This window comes from Leptolyngbya cf. ectocarpi LEGE 11479 (assembly GCF_015207065.1).
GTDB classification, from domain to species: Bacteria; Cyanobacteriota; Cyanobacteriia; order Phormidesmidales; family Phormidesmidaceae; genus Leptothoe; species Leptothoe ectocarpi.
On the sequence record NZ_JADEXP010000026.1, the window covers coordinates 19,279 to 33,418 of the forward strand.

Annotated in this window: 13 protein-coding genes and 1 pseudogene; 5 read left to right on the forward strand and 9 right to left on the reverse strand. The window is 50.4% G+C overall.

Annotated features, from left to right (window positions below; genetic code table 11):
• Nucleotides 1–3 precede the first annotated feature (3 nt).
• The 3 genes from IQ260_RS05185 to murI all read left to right on the forward strand — a co-directional run bounded on the left by IQ260_RS05185 (nt 4) and on the right by murI (nt 3,602).
• Nucleotides 4–816, forward strand: a complete 813-nt coding sequence (locus IQ260_RS05185) for a carbon-nitrogen hydrolase family protein (protein WP_193991498.1) — start codon at nt 4–6, stop codon at nt 814–816.
• Nucleotides 817–928: 112 nt separating this feature from the next.
• A complete protein-coding gene (locus tag IQ260_RS05190) occupies nt 929–2,350 on the forward strand; it encodes a cation:proton antiporter (RefSeq protein WP_193991500.1) in 1,422 nt (473 codons plus the stop codon).
• Nucleotides 2,351–2,765: 415 nt separating this feature from the next.
• Nucleotides 2,766–3,602 carry a glutamate racemase gene (gene murI / locus IQ260_RS05195; protein WP_193991501.1) on the forward strand — a complete coding sequence of 279 codons (837 nt, stop codon included), beginning with the start codon at nt 2,766–2,768 and terminating at the stop codon, nt 3,600–3,602.
• A 23-nt stretch (nt 3,603–3,625) separates the two neighbouring features.
• Here the strand turns inward: murI and IQ260_RS05200 are convergent, their stop codons facing one another.
• On the reverse strand, nt 3,626–4,579 hold the full coding sequence (locus tag IQ260_RS05200) for a 3'(2'),5'-bisphosphate nucleotidase (RefSeq protein WP_193991502.1): 954 nt from the start codon (nt 4,577–4,579) through the stop codon (nt 3,626–3,628).
• A 77-nt stretch (nt 4,580–4,656) separates the two neighbouring features.
• Nucleotides 4,657–5,502: a PfkB family carbohydrate kinase gene (locus tag IQ260_RS05205; RefSeq protein ID WP_193991503.1), complete on the reverse strand. Its 846-nt coding sequence runs from the start codon at nt 5,500–5,502 to the stop codon at nt 4,657–4,659.
• Between the two features lie 77 nt (nt 5,503–5,579).
• On the opposite strand from IQ260_RS05205, the gene rsmI reads away from it, so the two are divergent.
• The gene (rsmI, locus tag IQ260_RS05210) at nt 5,580–6,452 is read left to right on the forward strand and encodes a 16S rRNA (cytidine(1402)-2'-O)-methyltransferase (RefSeq protein ID WP_228015578.1); all 873 of its coding nucleotides are present in this window, start codon (nt 5,580–5,582) and stop codon (nt 6,450–6,452) included.
• 65 nt (nt 6,453–6,517) lie between these two features.
• On the opposite strand, the gene IQ260_RS05215 is transcribed toward rsmI, so the two are convergent.
• The 5 genes from IQ260_RS05215 to IQ260_RS05235 all read right to left on the reverse strand — a co-directional run bounded on the left by IQ260_RS05215 (nt 6,518) and on the right by IQ260_RS05235 (nt 9,746).
• Nucleotides 6,518–7,018, reverse strand: coding sequence for a GNAT family N-acetyltransferase (locus IQ260_RS05215; protein ID WP_193991504.1), 501 nt, complete (start codon nt 7,016–7,018; stop codon nt 6,518–6,520).
• 74 nt (nt 7,019–7,092) lie between these two features.
• Nucleotides 7,093–7,716, reverse strand: coding sequence for a J domain-containing protein (locus IQ260_RS05220; RefSeq protein WP_228015580.1), 624 nt, complete (start codon nt 7,714–7,716; stop codon nt 7,093–7,095).
• A 50-nt stretch (nt 7,717–7,766) separates the two neighbouring features.
• Nucleotides 7,767–8,363 (reverse strand): ATP-dependent Clp protease proteolytic subunit, encoded by a 597-nt coding sequence (locus IQ260_RS05225; protein WP_193991505.1) that lies wholly within the window; start codon nt 8,361–8,363, stop codon nt 7,767–7,769.
• Nucleotides 8,364–8,412: 49 nt separating this feature from the next.
• Nucleotides 8,413–9,051 carry an ATP-dependent Clp protease proteolytic subunit gene (locus tag IQ260_RS05230; protein ID WP_193991506.1) on the reverse strand — a complete coding sequence of 213 codons (639 nt, stop codon included), beginning with the start codon at nt 9,049–9,051 and terminating at the stop codon, nt 8,413–8,415.
• Between the two features lie 2 nt (nt 9,052–9,053).
• On the reverse strand, nt 9,054–9,746 hold the full coding sequence (locus tag IQ260_RS05235) for an ATP-dependent Clp protease proteolytic subunit (protein ID WP_193991507.1): 693 nt from the start codon (nt 9,744–9,746) through the stop codon (nt 9,054–9,056).
• 442 nt (nt 9,747–10,188) lie between these two features.
• Between IQ260_RS05235 and IQ260_RS05240 the strand changes: the two genes are divergently transcribed.
• Nucleotides 10,189–11,415 carry a vWA domain-containing protein gene (locus IQ260_RS05240; protein ID WP_193991509.1) on the forward strand — a complete coding sequence of 409 codons (1,227 nt, stop codon included), beginning with the start codon at nt 10,189–10,191 and terminating at the stop codon, nt 11,413–11,415.
• Between the two features lie 98 nt (nt 11,416–11,513).
• On the opposite strand, the gene IQ260_RS05245 is transcribed toward IQ260_RS05240, so the two are convergent.
• Both IQ260_RS05245 and IQ260_RS05250 read right to left on the reverse strand, forming a co-directional pair.
• On the reverse strand, nt 11,514–11,762 hold the full coding sequence (locus IQ260_RS05245; RefSeq protein WP_193991511.1) for a hypothetical protein: 249 nt from the start codon (nt 11,760–11,762) through the stop codon (nt 11,514–11,516).
• A 329-nt stretch (nt 11,763–12,091) separates the two neighbouring features.
• Nucleotides 12,092–14,140: pseudogene (locus tag IQ260_RS05250) on the reverse strand (S-layer family protein); the annotation flags it as partial.

The window sequence follows — 14,140 nt, forward strand, 5'->3', positions numbered from 1 at the left end:
CACATGAAATCCTATCTGGCTGCAGCGTTGCAGATGACCAGCGTACCTGACCTAGAGAAAAATCTCACCCAGGCAGAAGAGCTGATCGATCTGGCCGTTCGTCGTGGAGCTGAGTACATTACCCTACCTGAAAACTTTTCTTTTCTGGGGGACGAATCAGGCAAACTGGCGCAAGCGGCTGACATCTGTAACGCCAGTGAGAAATTTCTCAAAACCATGGCGCAGCGCTATCAGGTGACGATTTTAGGCGGTGGCTACCCAGTGCCCACAGATGATGGCAGAGTTTATAACACTGCGTTACTCGTCAATGCCCACGGTGATGTGTTGCTGCGTTACGAAAAGGTGCATCTATTTGACGTCAATTTGCCCGATGGCAACACCTATCAAGAGTCTGCCACCGTTACCTCGGGAGAACAGCTGCCATCGGTTTGCAAAACTAAAGATCTAGGCAACCTGGGTATATCTGTTTGCTACGATGTGCGCTTTCCAGAACTTTACCGCCACCTGTCCCAGCTAGAAGCCGAGGTGATTACCGTTCCTGCCTCCTTTACGGCCTACACCGGTAAAGACCACTGGCAAGTGTTGCTACAGGCGCGAGCGATTGAAAATACCTGCTATGTGATTGCCCCGGCTCAGACTGGTTTTCACAATAGTATTCGTCAATCCCATGGCCATGCCATGATTGTCGATCCGTGGGGTATCGTGCTGGCTGATGCTGGGCAAGACGTCGGTATGGCCATCGCCGAAATTACTCCGTCACGGTTGGGACAAGTTCGGCAGCAGATGCCGTCGCTAAATCATCGCGTCTTTGCATAGGGTGTAGACGATTTTTTTCTTCAAAGAAAGCGATAAACACGCTCTTGGTGAGCTAATAGCAGCGAGCTAACTCATGTAGAGTAAACAGGATGAGTAAGTTTCTACGGTTCGCATGATCTATCTATCTAGCGGCAACCTGCTGTCAGGCATAGGGAACAGCCTCCCTTTATTGGCTGAAGTAAATGAAGCTGAGCTAGGGCCATTGGTTTTAGCCAGTGTCTTACTTAGCCTAATTGTTATTTATTTAGCAGCTAAGCTTGGTGGCGAGCTTTGTGCTCGCGTTAACTTGCCATCGGTTTTGGGTGAACTTGTGGGCGGTGTGGTTGTGGGGATATCGGCCCTCAACCTAATTGTTTTTCCTGAGGGTGCCGAGCCTGTCCATTCGGTGCTAATGGATTTTGTTCAACTGACGGCCAATGTGGATGGAGAAACCCTGCTGGCGGTTTTCAAAAGCCAGAGTGAGGTTATTTCTGTCCTAGCCGAGATTGGTGTTGTTATTCTGCTGTTTGAAATTGGCTTAGAGTCTGACCTCAAGGAACTCATTCGTGTGGGTCCCCAGGCGGCTGTTGTTGCCGTGGTTGGTGTAGTCGTTCCCTTTGTAGCAGGGACGGTTGGGCTAATTGCATTTTTCAATGTGGCAACGATCCCGGCGGTGTTTGCTGGGGCAGCCCTGACGGCGACAAGCATCGGGATTACGGCTAAGGTGTTAGCCGAACTGCAAACCCTGAGTTCCCGTGAAGGGCAAATTATCATTGGTGCCGCTGTATTGGATGATGTGCTGGGCATTATTGTTCTGGCGGTGGTTGCCAGCCTTGCCAAAACAGGTGAAATTGAAATCACTAACGTTATTTTTCTAATTATTGGTGCAGCGGTATTTTTAGTGGGCTCGATTTTGATTGGTCGCCTACTGAGCCCAGTGTTTGTCGGGATTGTCGATCGGATGCAAACCCGTGGGCAGGTCTTAATTAGCTCCCTGGTATTTGCGTTTGTCCTTTCCTACATTGCGGCAGCCATTCAGTTAGAGGCTATTTTAGGAGCCTTTGCAGCCGGACTGATTTTAGCGGAAACCACTAAGCGCAAAGAATTAGAAGAGCAGATCAGCCCGATTGCGGATATGTTGGTGCCTGTCTTTTTTGTAACCGTGGGTGCTCATACTGATCTAAGCGTCCTCAATCCGCTTAATCCAGCGAATCGTGAAGGTTTGGTGATCGCCTCATTTTTAGTGGTCGTTGCCATTATCGGTAAGATCGTGACCGGCTTTACTGTCTTTGGGCAGGATGGGATCAATCGCCTGGCCATCGGTGTCGGGATGATCCCCAGGGGGGAAGTCGGTTTGGTATTTGCAGGAGTAGGTGCTGCCAGTGGCGTGCTGTCTGAATCTTTGGATGCGGCCATTATTGTCATGGTCATTTTTACAACATTTTTAGCCCCGCCCTTACTCCGCATTGTCTTTGATCAGAACGATGATGATCCCAACTGTCCTACCGATGAAGAGACGCCTCAGGAGGTGGCCCAGGTGTCTATGGACTCATAAGTTTTGGAAGGATCTGGGTTGCGCCCAACAGCTGTGATGCAATTGTTGGCTGTGATGCGCTAGCTCAGTGTTCAAGATACTGTGTTCAAGGTACTGTGCCGACGGTGCCTTTTGTTGCTAATACCTACAGCCTGGGAAAGATGCCAATGTCCACATGTTTCTGAGACATTGGCCTGTAGTAGTTGACCCACTGTCCTGGATAAACATCCTTGAGTATGTATTTAAAGGTTGTGGCAAATGGTGTCTTAGCGCTATATTCAGACGCTAATTGGGTTCAAGCATGATTAGGGCAGTTAATGACTTAGTTAAAGTTACGTATTTCTGCTTAAAAGTTTTGTGTGAAACTAAAATCTAGTCAAAATCCCACTAAACTCTAATCAGCGTAAAATAATTTACTTTAGTAAGCGTCTTTCCCATGGCAAAATTCCTTCAGATGCCCATCCAGGCCGGTAAAATTGGCGTTTTTGACAGTGGTGTTGGAGGATTGACGGTGTTGCGGGAGATTATGGCCCACTTACCGTCTGAGTCCCTGTTATATTTTGGCGATACAGCCCGTGTTCCCTACGGCAATCGCACCCAGATAGAATTATTGCGATTTGTCCGGGAAATAATTACCTGGATGCAGGGGCAGGGTGTCAAGATGGTGGTGATGGCTTGTAATACAAGTTCAGCCTTGGCTTTGGAGATAGTTCAAGCAGAGTTTGACATACCCATTCTCGGAATTATTTTGCCAGGGGCACGGGCGGCGGCTAAGGCTGGTCGTCGTATTGGGGTAATTTCCACCGTGGCAACGGCTCAGAGTAATGCTTACAAGCAGGCGATTTTAGAAGCTTTGCCCATGGCTAAAGTATGGCAGGTGGGCTGTCCTGATTTTGTCCCCCTGATCGAGCAAAGCCGAATTGATGATCCCTATACTCGGGCAGTGGCGACGGACTATTTAAAGCCTCTGATGGCTGCTAATATTGACACGCTGGTGTACGGATGTACCCATTATCCTCATCTGTCGCCCCTGATGGAACAGATTTTGCCACCGTCGATTACAGTCGTTAATCCGGCCCATTCTTTGGTGGCTGCCATGGCCAAAGAATTGGATATGCTGGGTTTACGCAATACTCAATCAAAGCCGGAAATTGATTTTTATGTCAGTGGTGATCCAGGCAAGTTTGCTGAGGCATCTGAGCGCTTGATGGGATTTATGCCCGAGGTGCGGCCAGTGAGTTTGTCTGTTTTAGAAGGGCTTGCGATCGCATAGCCCCTCTAATCAGCACCTCCAGACTAGCTGGCCAACGCGGCTAAAACCTGGTCGTGGATTTCGCCGTTACTGACAACCACACCTTGGGTATCTACAAACCGGGGCTCTTTAGAAAAGTCAAGGGGTTTACCATGCATGTCGGTCACCTTGCCACCGGCCTCTTCAATGACAAGCACCCCAGCCGCATGGTCCCAAATTTTTTCACGGTAGTTAGGATACTTAGGCGAGGGCAGTCGCAAGTAAAGCACCGCATTACCAGAAGCCACCGCACCATATTTTGCTTGACTATCCATGCGAATGGACTCAGTGGTAATGCCTGCTGCTTGTGCAATCCGGGCATGGAGTTCCTGGTCGCCATGGGCAACGCTTTCCACAAAGCGGAAGTGCTCACTATCCGACGACGAGGTCACCGAGATTTTCTCCGGGTTGCTACCATCCATGTTCATCATCAGGGCACCTTCCCCACGTACAGCAACGAATAAGATGCCAGACCGGTCGCCCAGCTTCAGCGCAGGGCAGCCTAACACCCCCACTTTAATATCGCCATCCTCAATCATGGCCAGGGCCACCGCATACTGATCGCCGCGTAAAAATCCCTTAGTGCCGTCAATGGGATCTAGGGTCCAGTAGCGGGGGCTCACATCGCCATTGCCCTGGTCAATCCAATCAGGAATCTGCGCATCGGTGGCATCGGGCAGCACTGCCTTTACATAATTCGTGACCTGAGCCAGACGACTCGCCATATCAGGGGTTCTCAGATCGTCAGCATCTTCTTCACCGACGATGGGGTCACCCGGAAATGCATCTTTAATCATTTTGCAAACAATGGCCTGGGCACCAAAGTCAGCCACCGTTACCGGGCTTTTATCAGACTTTTCAATCGCTTCGGGGACCATCTCAGCCCGGACTTTTTCACATACGATAGCGGCCGCCTGCACCGCTGCGATCGCAATCTCTTTTTCCTTTGCGTAAGCCATAGTCAATAACAATAAAGAATTAACACAAAATAAAATGACCCCGGTACAGTCTAGCGAACCCTTTTTAGCTTTCCTTTTTAGCTTTTGAACAGAGAATCAGCGATCCAGGCACGGGTACCAAAATACTGACAGCTCGAACTAGCCACCTGAGCAGCCTGGGCTAGGGCCGCTAGGAAATCACCTGCCCAAGCATAGCAAAAGGCTCCATGGAAAATATCCCCGGCTCCCAGGGTATCGACGACGGCTGTAGCTGGGACTGGCAGCTCACTCACCTGTCCTTGCTCGCTAACGGTAATGGGGTGCTCCCCATGGGTAATCGCCACATAAGGTATACCCAGCCCTTGTAAATAGGTCAGGGCTGTTTGTCCATCCGGGGGCTGAAAATTAGCAGAGGCAATCACCACCGTGGCTAGGGATAGCACCTGGTCAAATCCTGGCTTCCAACTGCCAGCATCTACCACTACTGGAATGTTGGCGCTTTGAGCCGCCATGGCCACCTGATGGCTCAATGCCATTTGATGACCGTCCAATAGCACCACGTCTATATTGGTCAAATCTATGGGGTAGTGTTCAACCTGTAGGCCCACGGCATTGCGCGAAATAACAGCACGTTCGCCAGAGGCTGCAGACACCACAATCGATGAAACGGGCGGGGCTGTCTGTCGCTGTAGGGTTAAGTCCGTTATACCGACCCCCACGTGGGCCAGATCCTCGCGCAGGAGTGCTGTAACTGGATGTTGACCCACCGCTGCCATGATCGTAGCCGTTCCTCCCAGAGCTGAAAATGCCACAGCCGCATTGGTGGCTGGTCCCCCGGCAGCCATCATGACGTCCTGGGCGACTAGCTTTTCATTGGCCTGGGGTGGTCGTTGGGCCTGGTAGATGCAGTCTAGGGTCATCAGACCAACGAAGAGTCCTTGCATGGTGGGTGTTTGAAATTATCTGGTACCAAAGGATTCTTACCACTTAAACTCAAAGCTAAGCATTTAGAATTCATACCTTGCCTGATTCCCCTTCGTCCATAGTCAACGCCTCTGGCACGCTGTATTTGGTGGCCACCCCCATTGGCAACCTTGAGGATATTACCTTTCGGGCTGTTCGTATCCTCAAAGAAGCGGACCTGATTGCTGCAGAAGATACACGCCATACGGGAAAACTGCTGCACCACTTTCAGATTGAAACACCGCAGCTGAGCTATCACGAACACAATGCTCGCTCGCGTATTCCTCAGTTGATTGAAAAGCTGCAAAATGGGCAAACGGTGGCATTGGTCAGCGATGCGGGAATGCCAGGGATTTCTGATCCGGGATATGGTCTGGTGTGTGCCTGTGCCAACGCCGGGATTGTTGTCAGTCCGATTCCCGGTCCGGCAGCGGTGGTGAGCGCGATCGCAGCCTCGGCCCTACCGTCAGATCGATTTACGTTTGAGGGATTTTTACCGGTTAAGGGCAAGGCTCGAACAGAGCGGCTGTCACAGCTGGCGACAGAGCCCAGAACCATGGTGCTTTACGAGAGCCCTCACCGGCTACTCAAAACGCTGGCTGATTTGCAAATGCACTTGGGCAGTGACCGCCGGGTGACCGTGGCGCGGGAACTAACCAAACGCTATGAGGAGTTTTGGCGCGGGACGCTCGGTGAGGCGATCGCGCATTTTACGGCGACTGAGCCGAGGGGAGAGTTTACGGTTGCGATCTCAGGCCACACCGCGACTCCTCAGACTATTTCTCAAGCTGATTTATTGCAGCAGCTAGAAGAGCTAATTTCCCAAGGTCTTTCCCCATCTAAGGCCAGCCGTCAGCTAGCTCAGGAAACAGGCCTTTCTAAACGAGAGATTTATCAGCTGAGCTTAACCATGAAACAAGAAGACGGGTAAATTTTGAAATCCGCAAACGGTAGAGGCGTTCCATGGAATACCTCTACCGTTTGATTTTCCTAGTTTTACCCCTCCGGTAATGCAAACCATTCATCCCAGCTCGTATCACGTCCTGGAAATCCCACCGACTCAAAGGGCCAAGCATCGGCTAGCCACTGCCTAACATCGGCAAACAAACGATCTTCTAAACCACTGGCCAGCTCACTTTGCCTGGCCCAAAGCAATGCATAGGCATCATAGCCCTCACGATCCGATGGATAAAAATACACGCAGCCCAGACAGCAAGTCTCATCCAGGCTCATCAGGGTGTAAGCAAACGATGTCCGCCGTTGAAACTCTTTTTGATGCCAGCCTAGGTCGATTAAATCTTGCTCTAACGTTAGTCCATCGGGCCAGGTGCTAGGTGGTGGAAAAATGCCCTTGAGATGGTCTGCACTGGTGACAACGGCATCAAAGTCTTTCACCACATCGTTGACCGTTAACATACGCAGGCGATACTCACCGGTTTCAAGCACCGCTGGCACCTCAAACTCTTTTGGTACAAATGATAAAGAAGTAGTGCACACGTTAAAATTTCTGCTGTAGCGCTTTTAGCATTGTATTTGAGATATCTACTATATGTAGCCTCCTAGAGGCCATATTAGCTTTGCTGCCTAGCTCGTTGTTTAATCGATTGAAAGTCGCGGTTGATCTCAACCCACAGGGACTTATTGAGCGGGTCGGTTTTGAGGGCTTTGTCTAGATAGATGCGAGCTTTTTTTAACTGGCCTTGATTGATCAGCTCACGGCCCCAGCGTTGGTAGGTGATCGCCTGCCACTGACGCACTTCTGGATCTTGGGTAATGCGCTGGGCTAATCCTTCGACCAGTGCGATCGCACGAGGATACTTCTGCTGCTTAAGCAACATCTGTAGCTGCCCATAGGAATCCTGCTTTAACTTTTGCTCATGGGCCGATAACCCTGGATTGGTCTGGACCGGGCTGGGAGCGTCCTCCATCGGCTCATCTTCGGAGCTATCTTCTTCTGGCTCTTCCGGTTCCTCCGGCTGAAAGACCGCTAATAGCGCCTCATAGGCCTTAGTCACCTTAATAAAACGATCCTGCGCCTGCTGATCGTTCGGATTTACATCCGGATGATATTTACGCGCCAGTTTCCGGTAGGCTGCCTTAACATCGTCAAAAGACGCCCCCGTCCGTAACCCCAATGTCCGGTAATAGTCAGCTAACCCCATGGCACCCACAAAAACTGTCCCAGATTCTGCCATTAAAACGCAGAATCTGAGTAGCTCATACGCTGATTAAAGGTTCTCGTTATTTAAACCCGCTCCTCAATCACCCGATCAATCAGGCCATAGGTCTTGGCGTCTTCTGCCGACATAAAATTATCGCGGTCCGTATCTTTTTCGATTTGCTCAAGGGTTTGCCCCGTGTGCTCCGACATCAGGCCGTTCAAGCGATGCTTGATCTGCACAATGTGGTTGGCCTCAATCTCAATATCAGTAGCCTGGCGTCGGCCAACACCGCCCAGAGGCTGGTGGATCATAATCCGTGAGTGGGGTAGTGCTAAGCGTTTGCCGGGGGTGCCAGCACACAGTAAAAATGACCCCATGGACGCCGCCAAACCAACACAGATGGTGACCACCTCTGATTTGATGTAGCGCATCGTATCGTAGATGGCCATACCGGCTGTGACCGAGCCACCGGGAGAGTTGATATATAAGTAAATCGGCTTAGTCGGATCGTCAGAATCGAGATAGAGCATGTAAGCCACAATGGCATTGGCGATGCCGTCAGTGACTTCTTCGGTTAAAAAGATAATGCGTTCTCGAAACAGCCGTTCATAGATGCTGATCCACTGTTCGTAGGTGCTGCCGGGTAGACGATAGGGAACGCTGGGAATACCAATAGGCATGGGTTTCTTGGGGTAAGGAGTTTACAAATAATTTACGGAGAGATCTCAGCTATGCCGGTTTCTCAATCACCCGGTCGATCAGGCCATACTCAATGGCTTCCTGGGGCGTCAGATAAAACATCCGCTCCATAGATTTATGGACCGCGTCTTCTGATTGACCGGTATTTTCACTCAACAGCTTGGTAATCAAAGAGGTTTTGCTAAGAACTTCGTCAGCGTTGAGTTCAATGTCAGTGGCCTGTCCTCGAGTACCGCTGTAGGGATGCATCAGGGCAATGGATGAATTTGGCAGGCTAGAGCGCTTGCCTTTGGCTCCGCAGGATAGCAATACAGCCGCCATGCCAATGGCTTGTCCCATGCAGATGGTAATCACCTCTGATTTGATGTGGCGCATGGTGTCATAAACTGCCAGACCCGCTGTAATAGACATCATGCCAGCTGAGCCGTCGGCCATCCCTGCCATGACTGGATCACCCAGGGAATTGACATACATATAGATCGGTTTGCCCGCGTCTTCAGAATCCAGGTAAAGCAGGGCTGAGATCAGTGAATTGGCAACACCATCCGTCAAAGGCTGGTTTAAGAACAAGATCCGTTCTTGGCTCATGCGCGTGTAGATATTTACCCAGGCCCACTGGCGGCTGCCGGGTAAATTGTAGGGCACTCGCATCGGACGTTCTACAGACATAACTAACCAATACCTGCCGGGATTTGCTTGGGTAGGTCCTTGGTGCTCTCTAGGACCCGATCAATCAGACCGTATTCCTTGGCTTCCTGGGGGGTGAGATAGAACATACGGTCTGTGTCTTTCTGCAGTTTTTCTGGGGTTTGCCCGGTGCAGTGGGACAGGATATCTAGGGTAGCTTCGCGGTTGGCCAGGACTTCCTTAGCTCGAATTTGGATATCAGTGGCCTGACCTTGGGCTCCAGTACGGGGCTGGTTGAGGACAATTGTGGCGTTGGGCAAGCTGGCGCGGAAGCCCTTTGTGCCAGAGGCCAAAATCATAGAGGCTGTGCCCATGGCCTGACCAATGCAGATGGTGTGCACGGGGGGACGAATGTAGCGCATGGTGTCGCAAATAGCGAACGCCTCTGTCTCAAATCCGAGGGCATCGCCGGTATACCAGGATGTGCCAGTGGAGTTGATATAGAAGTAAATCGGTTTCTCGGGGTCGTCAAACTCTAGGTAGAGCAGCTGGGCGATAATCAGCCGTGTCACATCCATGCCCATTTGACGCTTGTAGTCGTCTGACGATACTAGAGGCGTCCCCAAATAGACAATCCGCTCTTTGAGGAGGAGCGATTGTAAATCGGGAGGTGGGGTGCGAAAAGCGGCATCCCCGCCGTAGTAAGGCGCCTGTACGGCTTTGATATTAGAACTCATAGACCCAGTTAGCCCTCTGTGGTGTCAGCTGTTCACCTTGCAAACGTTTTTGGCCAGTAGCCTGAGTGTTACAGGATATTGACGTCTACATAGTGTAGCTTGCTCTGAACCAGCTCGCAGGCCATGAATTTGGGGGATATCCGCCCATGGTGTCTATGAAAAAAGTAGGTTAGAAAAACCTGATCGGCATACATAATTGCCGCTGCTTTAAGGAATTGGGTGTGCCCTTTTGTAGCTCTTATCCTGCGGTCTTTATCTGGCTGTGGAGGAATGTGTCGGTCTGATCTTTTGGTCTATGGAAAGGTTACGTAAGATATATGCAGCTACAAGCGGCAAATTTGCCGATTATGGCGGGCGTTTTTAAGCAAATTGGGACAGTGTTTTTAGGACGAACATTCTTTAGAACTAGATCAGCAGCGCTATTGGCAGGAAACCTAACTCTATGAAAGCTAACGTGCAGTGGTCCATTAGCGATCGCAACCTAGACACCCATCAAACCAGTAGTCAGCGACACTTGGCCATTGCCGTACAAGCGGCTAGCACTGAGCGCCCTCCACTCAACCTATGTTTGATTCTGGACCAAAGCGGCTCCATGGCAGGATCGCCCATCAAAACTGTCCGTACCGCCGCCAAAAAAATTGTCGATAGCCTGTCTCCCCAGGACCGGATTTCCATTATTTCCTTTGATCATCAGGCGCAGCTGGTCGTTCCCAACCAGCAGGTTACCGATCCGACGACGCTCAAACAAGCGATCGATGGCATTCGCGCTGGCGGCGGCACCGCCATTGATGCCGGGCTAAAGCTAGGTATCTCAGAAGTGGCCAAGGGCAAAACAGGGACCGTATCCCAGATTTTTCTGCTCACCGATGGCGAAAATGAACATGGCGACAATCAGCTCTGTCTGCAGCTAGCCACACTGGCCGTGAACTATAGTTTTACCGTCAGCACCCTGGGCTTTGGCGATCATTGGAACCAGGACGTCCTAGAGCAGCTGGCCGATGCCGGGAACGGCAGCCTCGCCTATATCCAAAACCCTGAGGCGGCGATCCAAGAGTTTAGCCGTCTATTTAGCCGAGTCCAGGCCGTTAGTCTCACCAATGCGTACCTTGTCCTGACGCTACAGCCGTCCGTCCGTCTTGCCGAACTCAAACCCATCGCCCAGGTTCTGCCTGAAACGATTGAACTCGATGTCCGACGTGAGGGCGAACAAGCCATTGTTCGTTTGGGGGACCTGATGACCAATACCCCTCGCGTTATTTTGGCGAACTTATATGTGGCTCAACTGCCGCCGGGTCTGCACCCCATTGCCTCTGTCCAGGTGCAGTATGATGACCCCGCCCTTGGTAGTTCCCTTTCCACTGACAACGCTGTCATTGATGTTACAGCTCAGACAGACTATCAGCCCCAGCCGGACCCTCAGGTTCAGCAATACACCCTGGCGTTAGCTAAATATCGTCAAACCCAAATCGCTGAAACTAAGCTTCAAGCGGGCGATCGCACGGGTGCAATTACCATGCTGCAGTCCGCCACCCAAACCGCTATTCAAATGGGTGACCAAAACGCTGCTACTGTTTTGCAGGAAAATGTTACCCAGCTACAAACAGGGCAAGATTTATCAGAGCAGGCTAAGAAGAAAACACGCATTGCTTCTAAAACAATTTTGCAGTAGCTATGCGGTAAAGCTAAAACTTGATTGCAGACAGTGGTGAGAGAAGCTAGCCAGCAGGATGGTCACAACACCCACCCTGCTGACCGATAACGGTTTTGCTAATTTAGCTGGATTCGCTTCATCAAAATGGCCATCACTTCGTGAGGTTGCCCGGTGGGTAAGGGCTTACTCCAGTCGTTGGGTTCGGCGTAGTTGAGCTGATGGAGTAACTGGATAGTCAGCCGGATGACGGTGGGACTGCCAAAGATGAGATGGCGCACATGGCCATACTCATAGTCGGGTAAAACGGTGGGATTGGCAGGCGGAACTGTGGACCCGCTAGAGTCCTGGATAAATTCTTGAAACATGGTGTCTTGGTTCTCCGAATATAAAATCACTGGGAGGAAACCAAGACCCAATAAGGCTTAGCCACCCCGCTTGATGTAGTGCAAATCGGGGTGGCTGAGGTAAAATCAACCCCAACCGCCGGGATTGCGTAAGAATCTCGGGGGCGAGTCATCGGTACGGTGGTAGGACACCTGCCGATGGCGCTAAGAATTATTGAGCCTTGTGGGAAAGGTCACTGGTTAGCAACCTTCATATGAAGGTAATGCGGTTGCGATCGCCGTGTCAAGCCGTTGGTTACGGTTTTTGGCAAATTGCTACCGGCGCTGTGGGTCGTAAAACCAAGGCAACTTCACGCAGAGGCTTTCGATTCCGAGAGCTCGCATTCATGGCTGAGCACTAGGCGACCATCTGCAAGTCGATATACCCGCTGGGGCTCTTGAATTGTGGGGATGGCCGCTGGCTCGGTGACCGGCTGAACGGTACCTGTGGAATAGGAGGAGGAGGTTGAGGTTATGCTCTCTGGCTGCTGTGGTAGCCCCTCTCCGCCTGTGATGACAAAGGTGCTTTCAGTGTCGCCGCTGCGGGCAATGCAGCTGCTGGCCGTCAGCGCGGCTGTATCAACGAATTCTCCAGACAGCTCATTGAGGTTATTTTCGATAAAGCTAGCGTCGAGTACATTAAAATTGACTACGCCACTAATGCCAAGTTCTGAGCTAGCTGTAATGTCACTTAGGGAAGTGCGCTGTGCTCTGGGTTCAATACCAAACACGCCTTGTGCAGTGATGCTGACGTTGCCCCCAGCACCCTCAAAAGCATCCGCTGCAATATCGCTGTTCTCATCAGGAATCGCCACAATAAATGGAGCGCTTATAGTGATGTTGCCTCCATTACCGCCTGCCTGGGCTGTACCTGCTGTAGTCGAAATCAAACTGTTGTTACGTAATAGCAAGAAGTCACTCATCATCAAGGTGATGTTGCCTCCATCCACGGCTGCTGACTCTGCAATGATTTGACTGCGATCGCTCATCGTTAGTTCGCCAGTACTTAAAACGATGTTCCCAGCAGCTCCATCATTAAAAGAACGCACAGAAATATTGCTTTCTTCTTGAAGTAAATCAATAAGTTCAGACGACGTTTCACTAAGGCGCTCAAAGAAATTAGCATCGAAGCCACTAATTTCAACCCTTTCTGCAGCTTCAATTATGATTGTGCCAGCTGGCCCAGCACCATTACTTGCGCTTACAATTTGGCCACCTTGAAACAAGCCAAGAGAATCAGCTTCAACTGTAATATTGCCTCCAGGCTGACTATTGAAAGTCCTAGCGTCAACAACACCATTAGTTAGAGTAATTGTCGGTGCCGAGAGTTGTATTTTGCCTCCAATGCCGGTACCTACAACATCTCGTCTAATTCCATTGGCACTTAGAATTACGCTGGGAACACCCTGCAGGGAACCACGCGCGATGAAGCCACTAATGTTTAGGCTGTTTCTAGCTTCAACATCAATATCTCCAGCATCACCAACACCAGTTGTTGTCGTTTGTAATCGTCCCCCGTTTAAGAGGCTGAGATTATTAGCTGAAATCGCTATATCTCCTCCGGAACCACGTGCCCCTGCTTCTACCGCACTGGACACTGTGCTGAACCGCTCACCATCAGACGATATTCCATCAACAACAATATCATTCTCGGCACTAATAAATATATTTCCAGCGTTTCCTCTACTGAAAGTTGACGAGCTGATAGAGCCACCGTTTAAAACTCTTAGGTTACCAGTTTCGACAATCAAATTTCCCGCGTTACTTGTAGCGGAATCGTCTGCACTAGCATCCAGAACTCCCTCTGTGACCAATGCACTAATCCTGTTCGCTTGAGAGCCTGACACTTCAACTAAGTCAGTTGCAACAATGGTTAATGTTCCTCCATCTCCACCCAAACTTCCACTACCTGAAGCCCCAGAAGCAATTGCAGCACCATTCAAGACTCTGAGTATGCGAGTATTTACATTCAGATTACCAGCATCATTAGGACTAGATGTTTCTGCAAAAATCCCACTACGATTGAGATTACCGATACCGTCTACTTCTACTAAATCAGAAGTGTTGATGATGATATTGCCACTAGGACCAAAGTTGCCTGATACGAATTGTCTTCCAGAACCTGCACTAATCTGCCCTCCATTGCTTGCTACAAGACGACCAGCATTAACTGTGATATCACCACCTCTTCCTAAACCAAAAGTTCCACTAGAAATTGTCGCATCGTTAGCTAAGTCTAAAGAACCACCAACCTCTATTAGGATATCTCCGGCATTACCTTGACCTATGGTATCGGTGCGCAGTTGAGCACCGCTTCTAAGAATAAAGCTGTCTACAACATCCACTGCAATATTGCCTGC

Coding starts and splice junctions, on each gene's coding strand:
- IQ260_RS05205 (WP_193991503.1), bottom strand. CDS start 5,502: ATGCAAGGACTCTTCGTTGGTCTGATGACCCTAGACTGCATCTACCAG.
- IQ260_RS05190 (WP_193991500.1), top strand. CDS start 929: ATGATCTATCTATCTAGCGGCAACCTGCTGTCAGGCATAGGGAACAGC.
- murI (WP_193991501.1), top strand. CDS start 2,766: ATGGCAAAATTCCTTCAGATGCCCATCCAGGCCGGTAAAATTGGCGTT.
- IQ260_RS05200 (WP_193991502.1), bottom strand. CDS start 4,579: ATGGCTTACGCAAAGGAAAAAGAGATTGCGATCGCAGCGGTGCAGGCG.
- IQ260_RS05235 (WP_193991507.1), bottom strand. CDS start 9,746: ATGAGTTCTAATATCAAAGCCGTACAGGCGCCTTACTACGGCGGGGAT.
- IQ260_RS05230 (WP_193991506.1), bottom strand. CDS start 9,051: ATGTCTGTAGAACGTCCGATGCGAGTGCCCTACAATTTACCCGGCAGC.
- IQ260_RS05240 (WP_193991509.1), top strand. CDS start 10,189: ATGAAAGCTAACGTGCAGTGGTCCATTAGCGATCGCAACCTAGACACC.
- IQ260_RS05185 (WP_193991498.1), top strand. CDS start 4: ATGAAATCCTATCTGGCTGCAGCGTTGCAGATGACCAGCGTACCTGAC.
- IQ260_RS05245 (WP_193991511.1), bottom strand. CDS start 11,762: ATGTTTCAAGAATTTATCCAGGACTCTAGCGGGTCCACAGTTCCGCCT.
- IQ260_RS05220 (WP_228015580.1), bottom strand. CDS start 7,716: ATGGCAGAATCTGGGACAGTTTTTGTGGGTGCCATGGGGTTAGCTGAC.
- IQ260_RS05225 (WP_193991505.1), bottom strand. CDS start 8,363: ATGCCTATTGGTATTCCCAGCGTTCCCTATCGTCTACCCGGCAGCACC.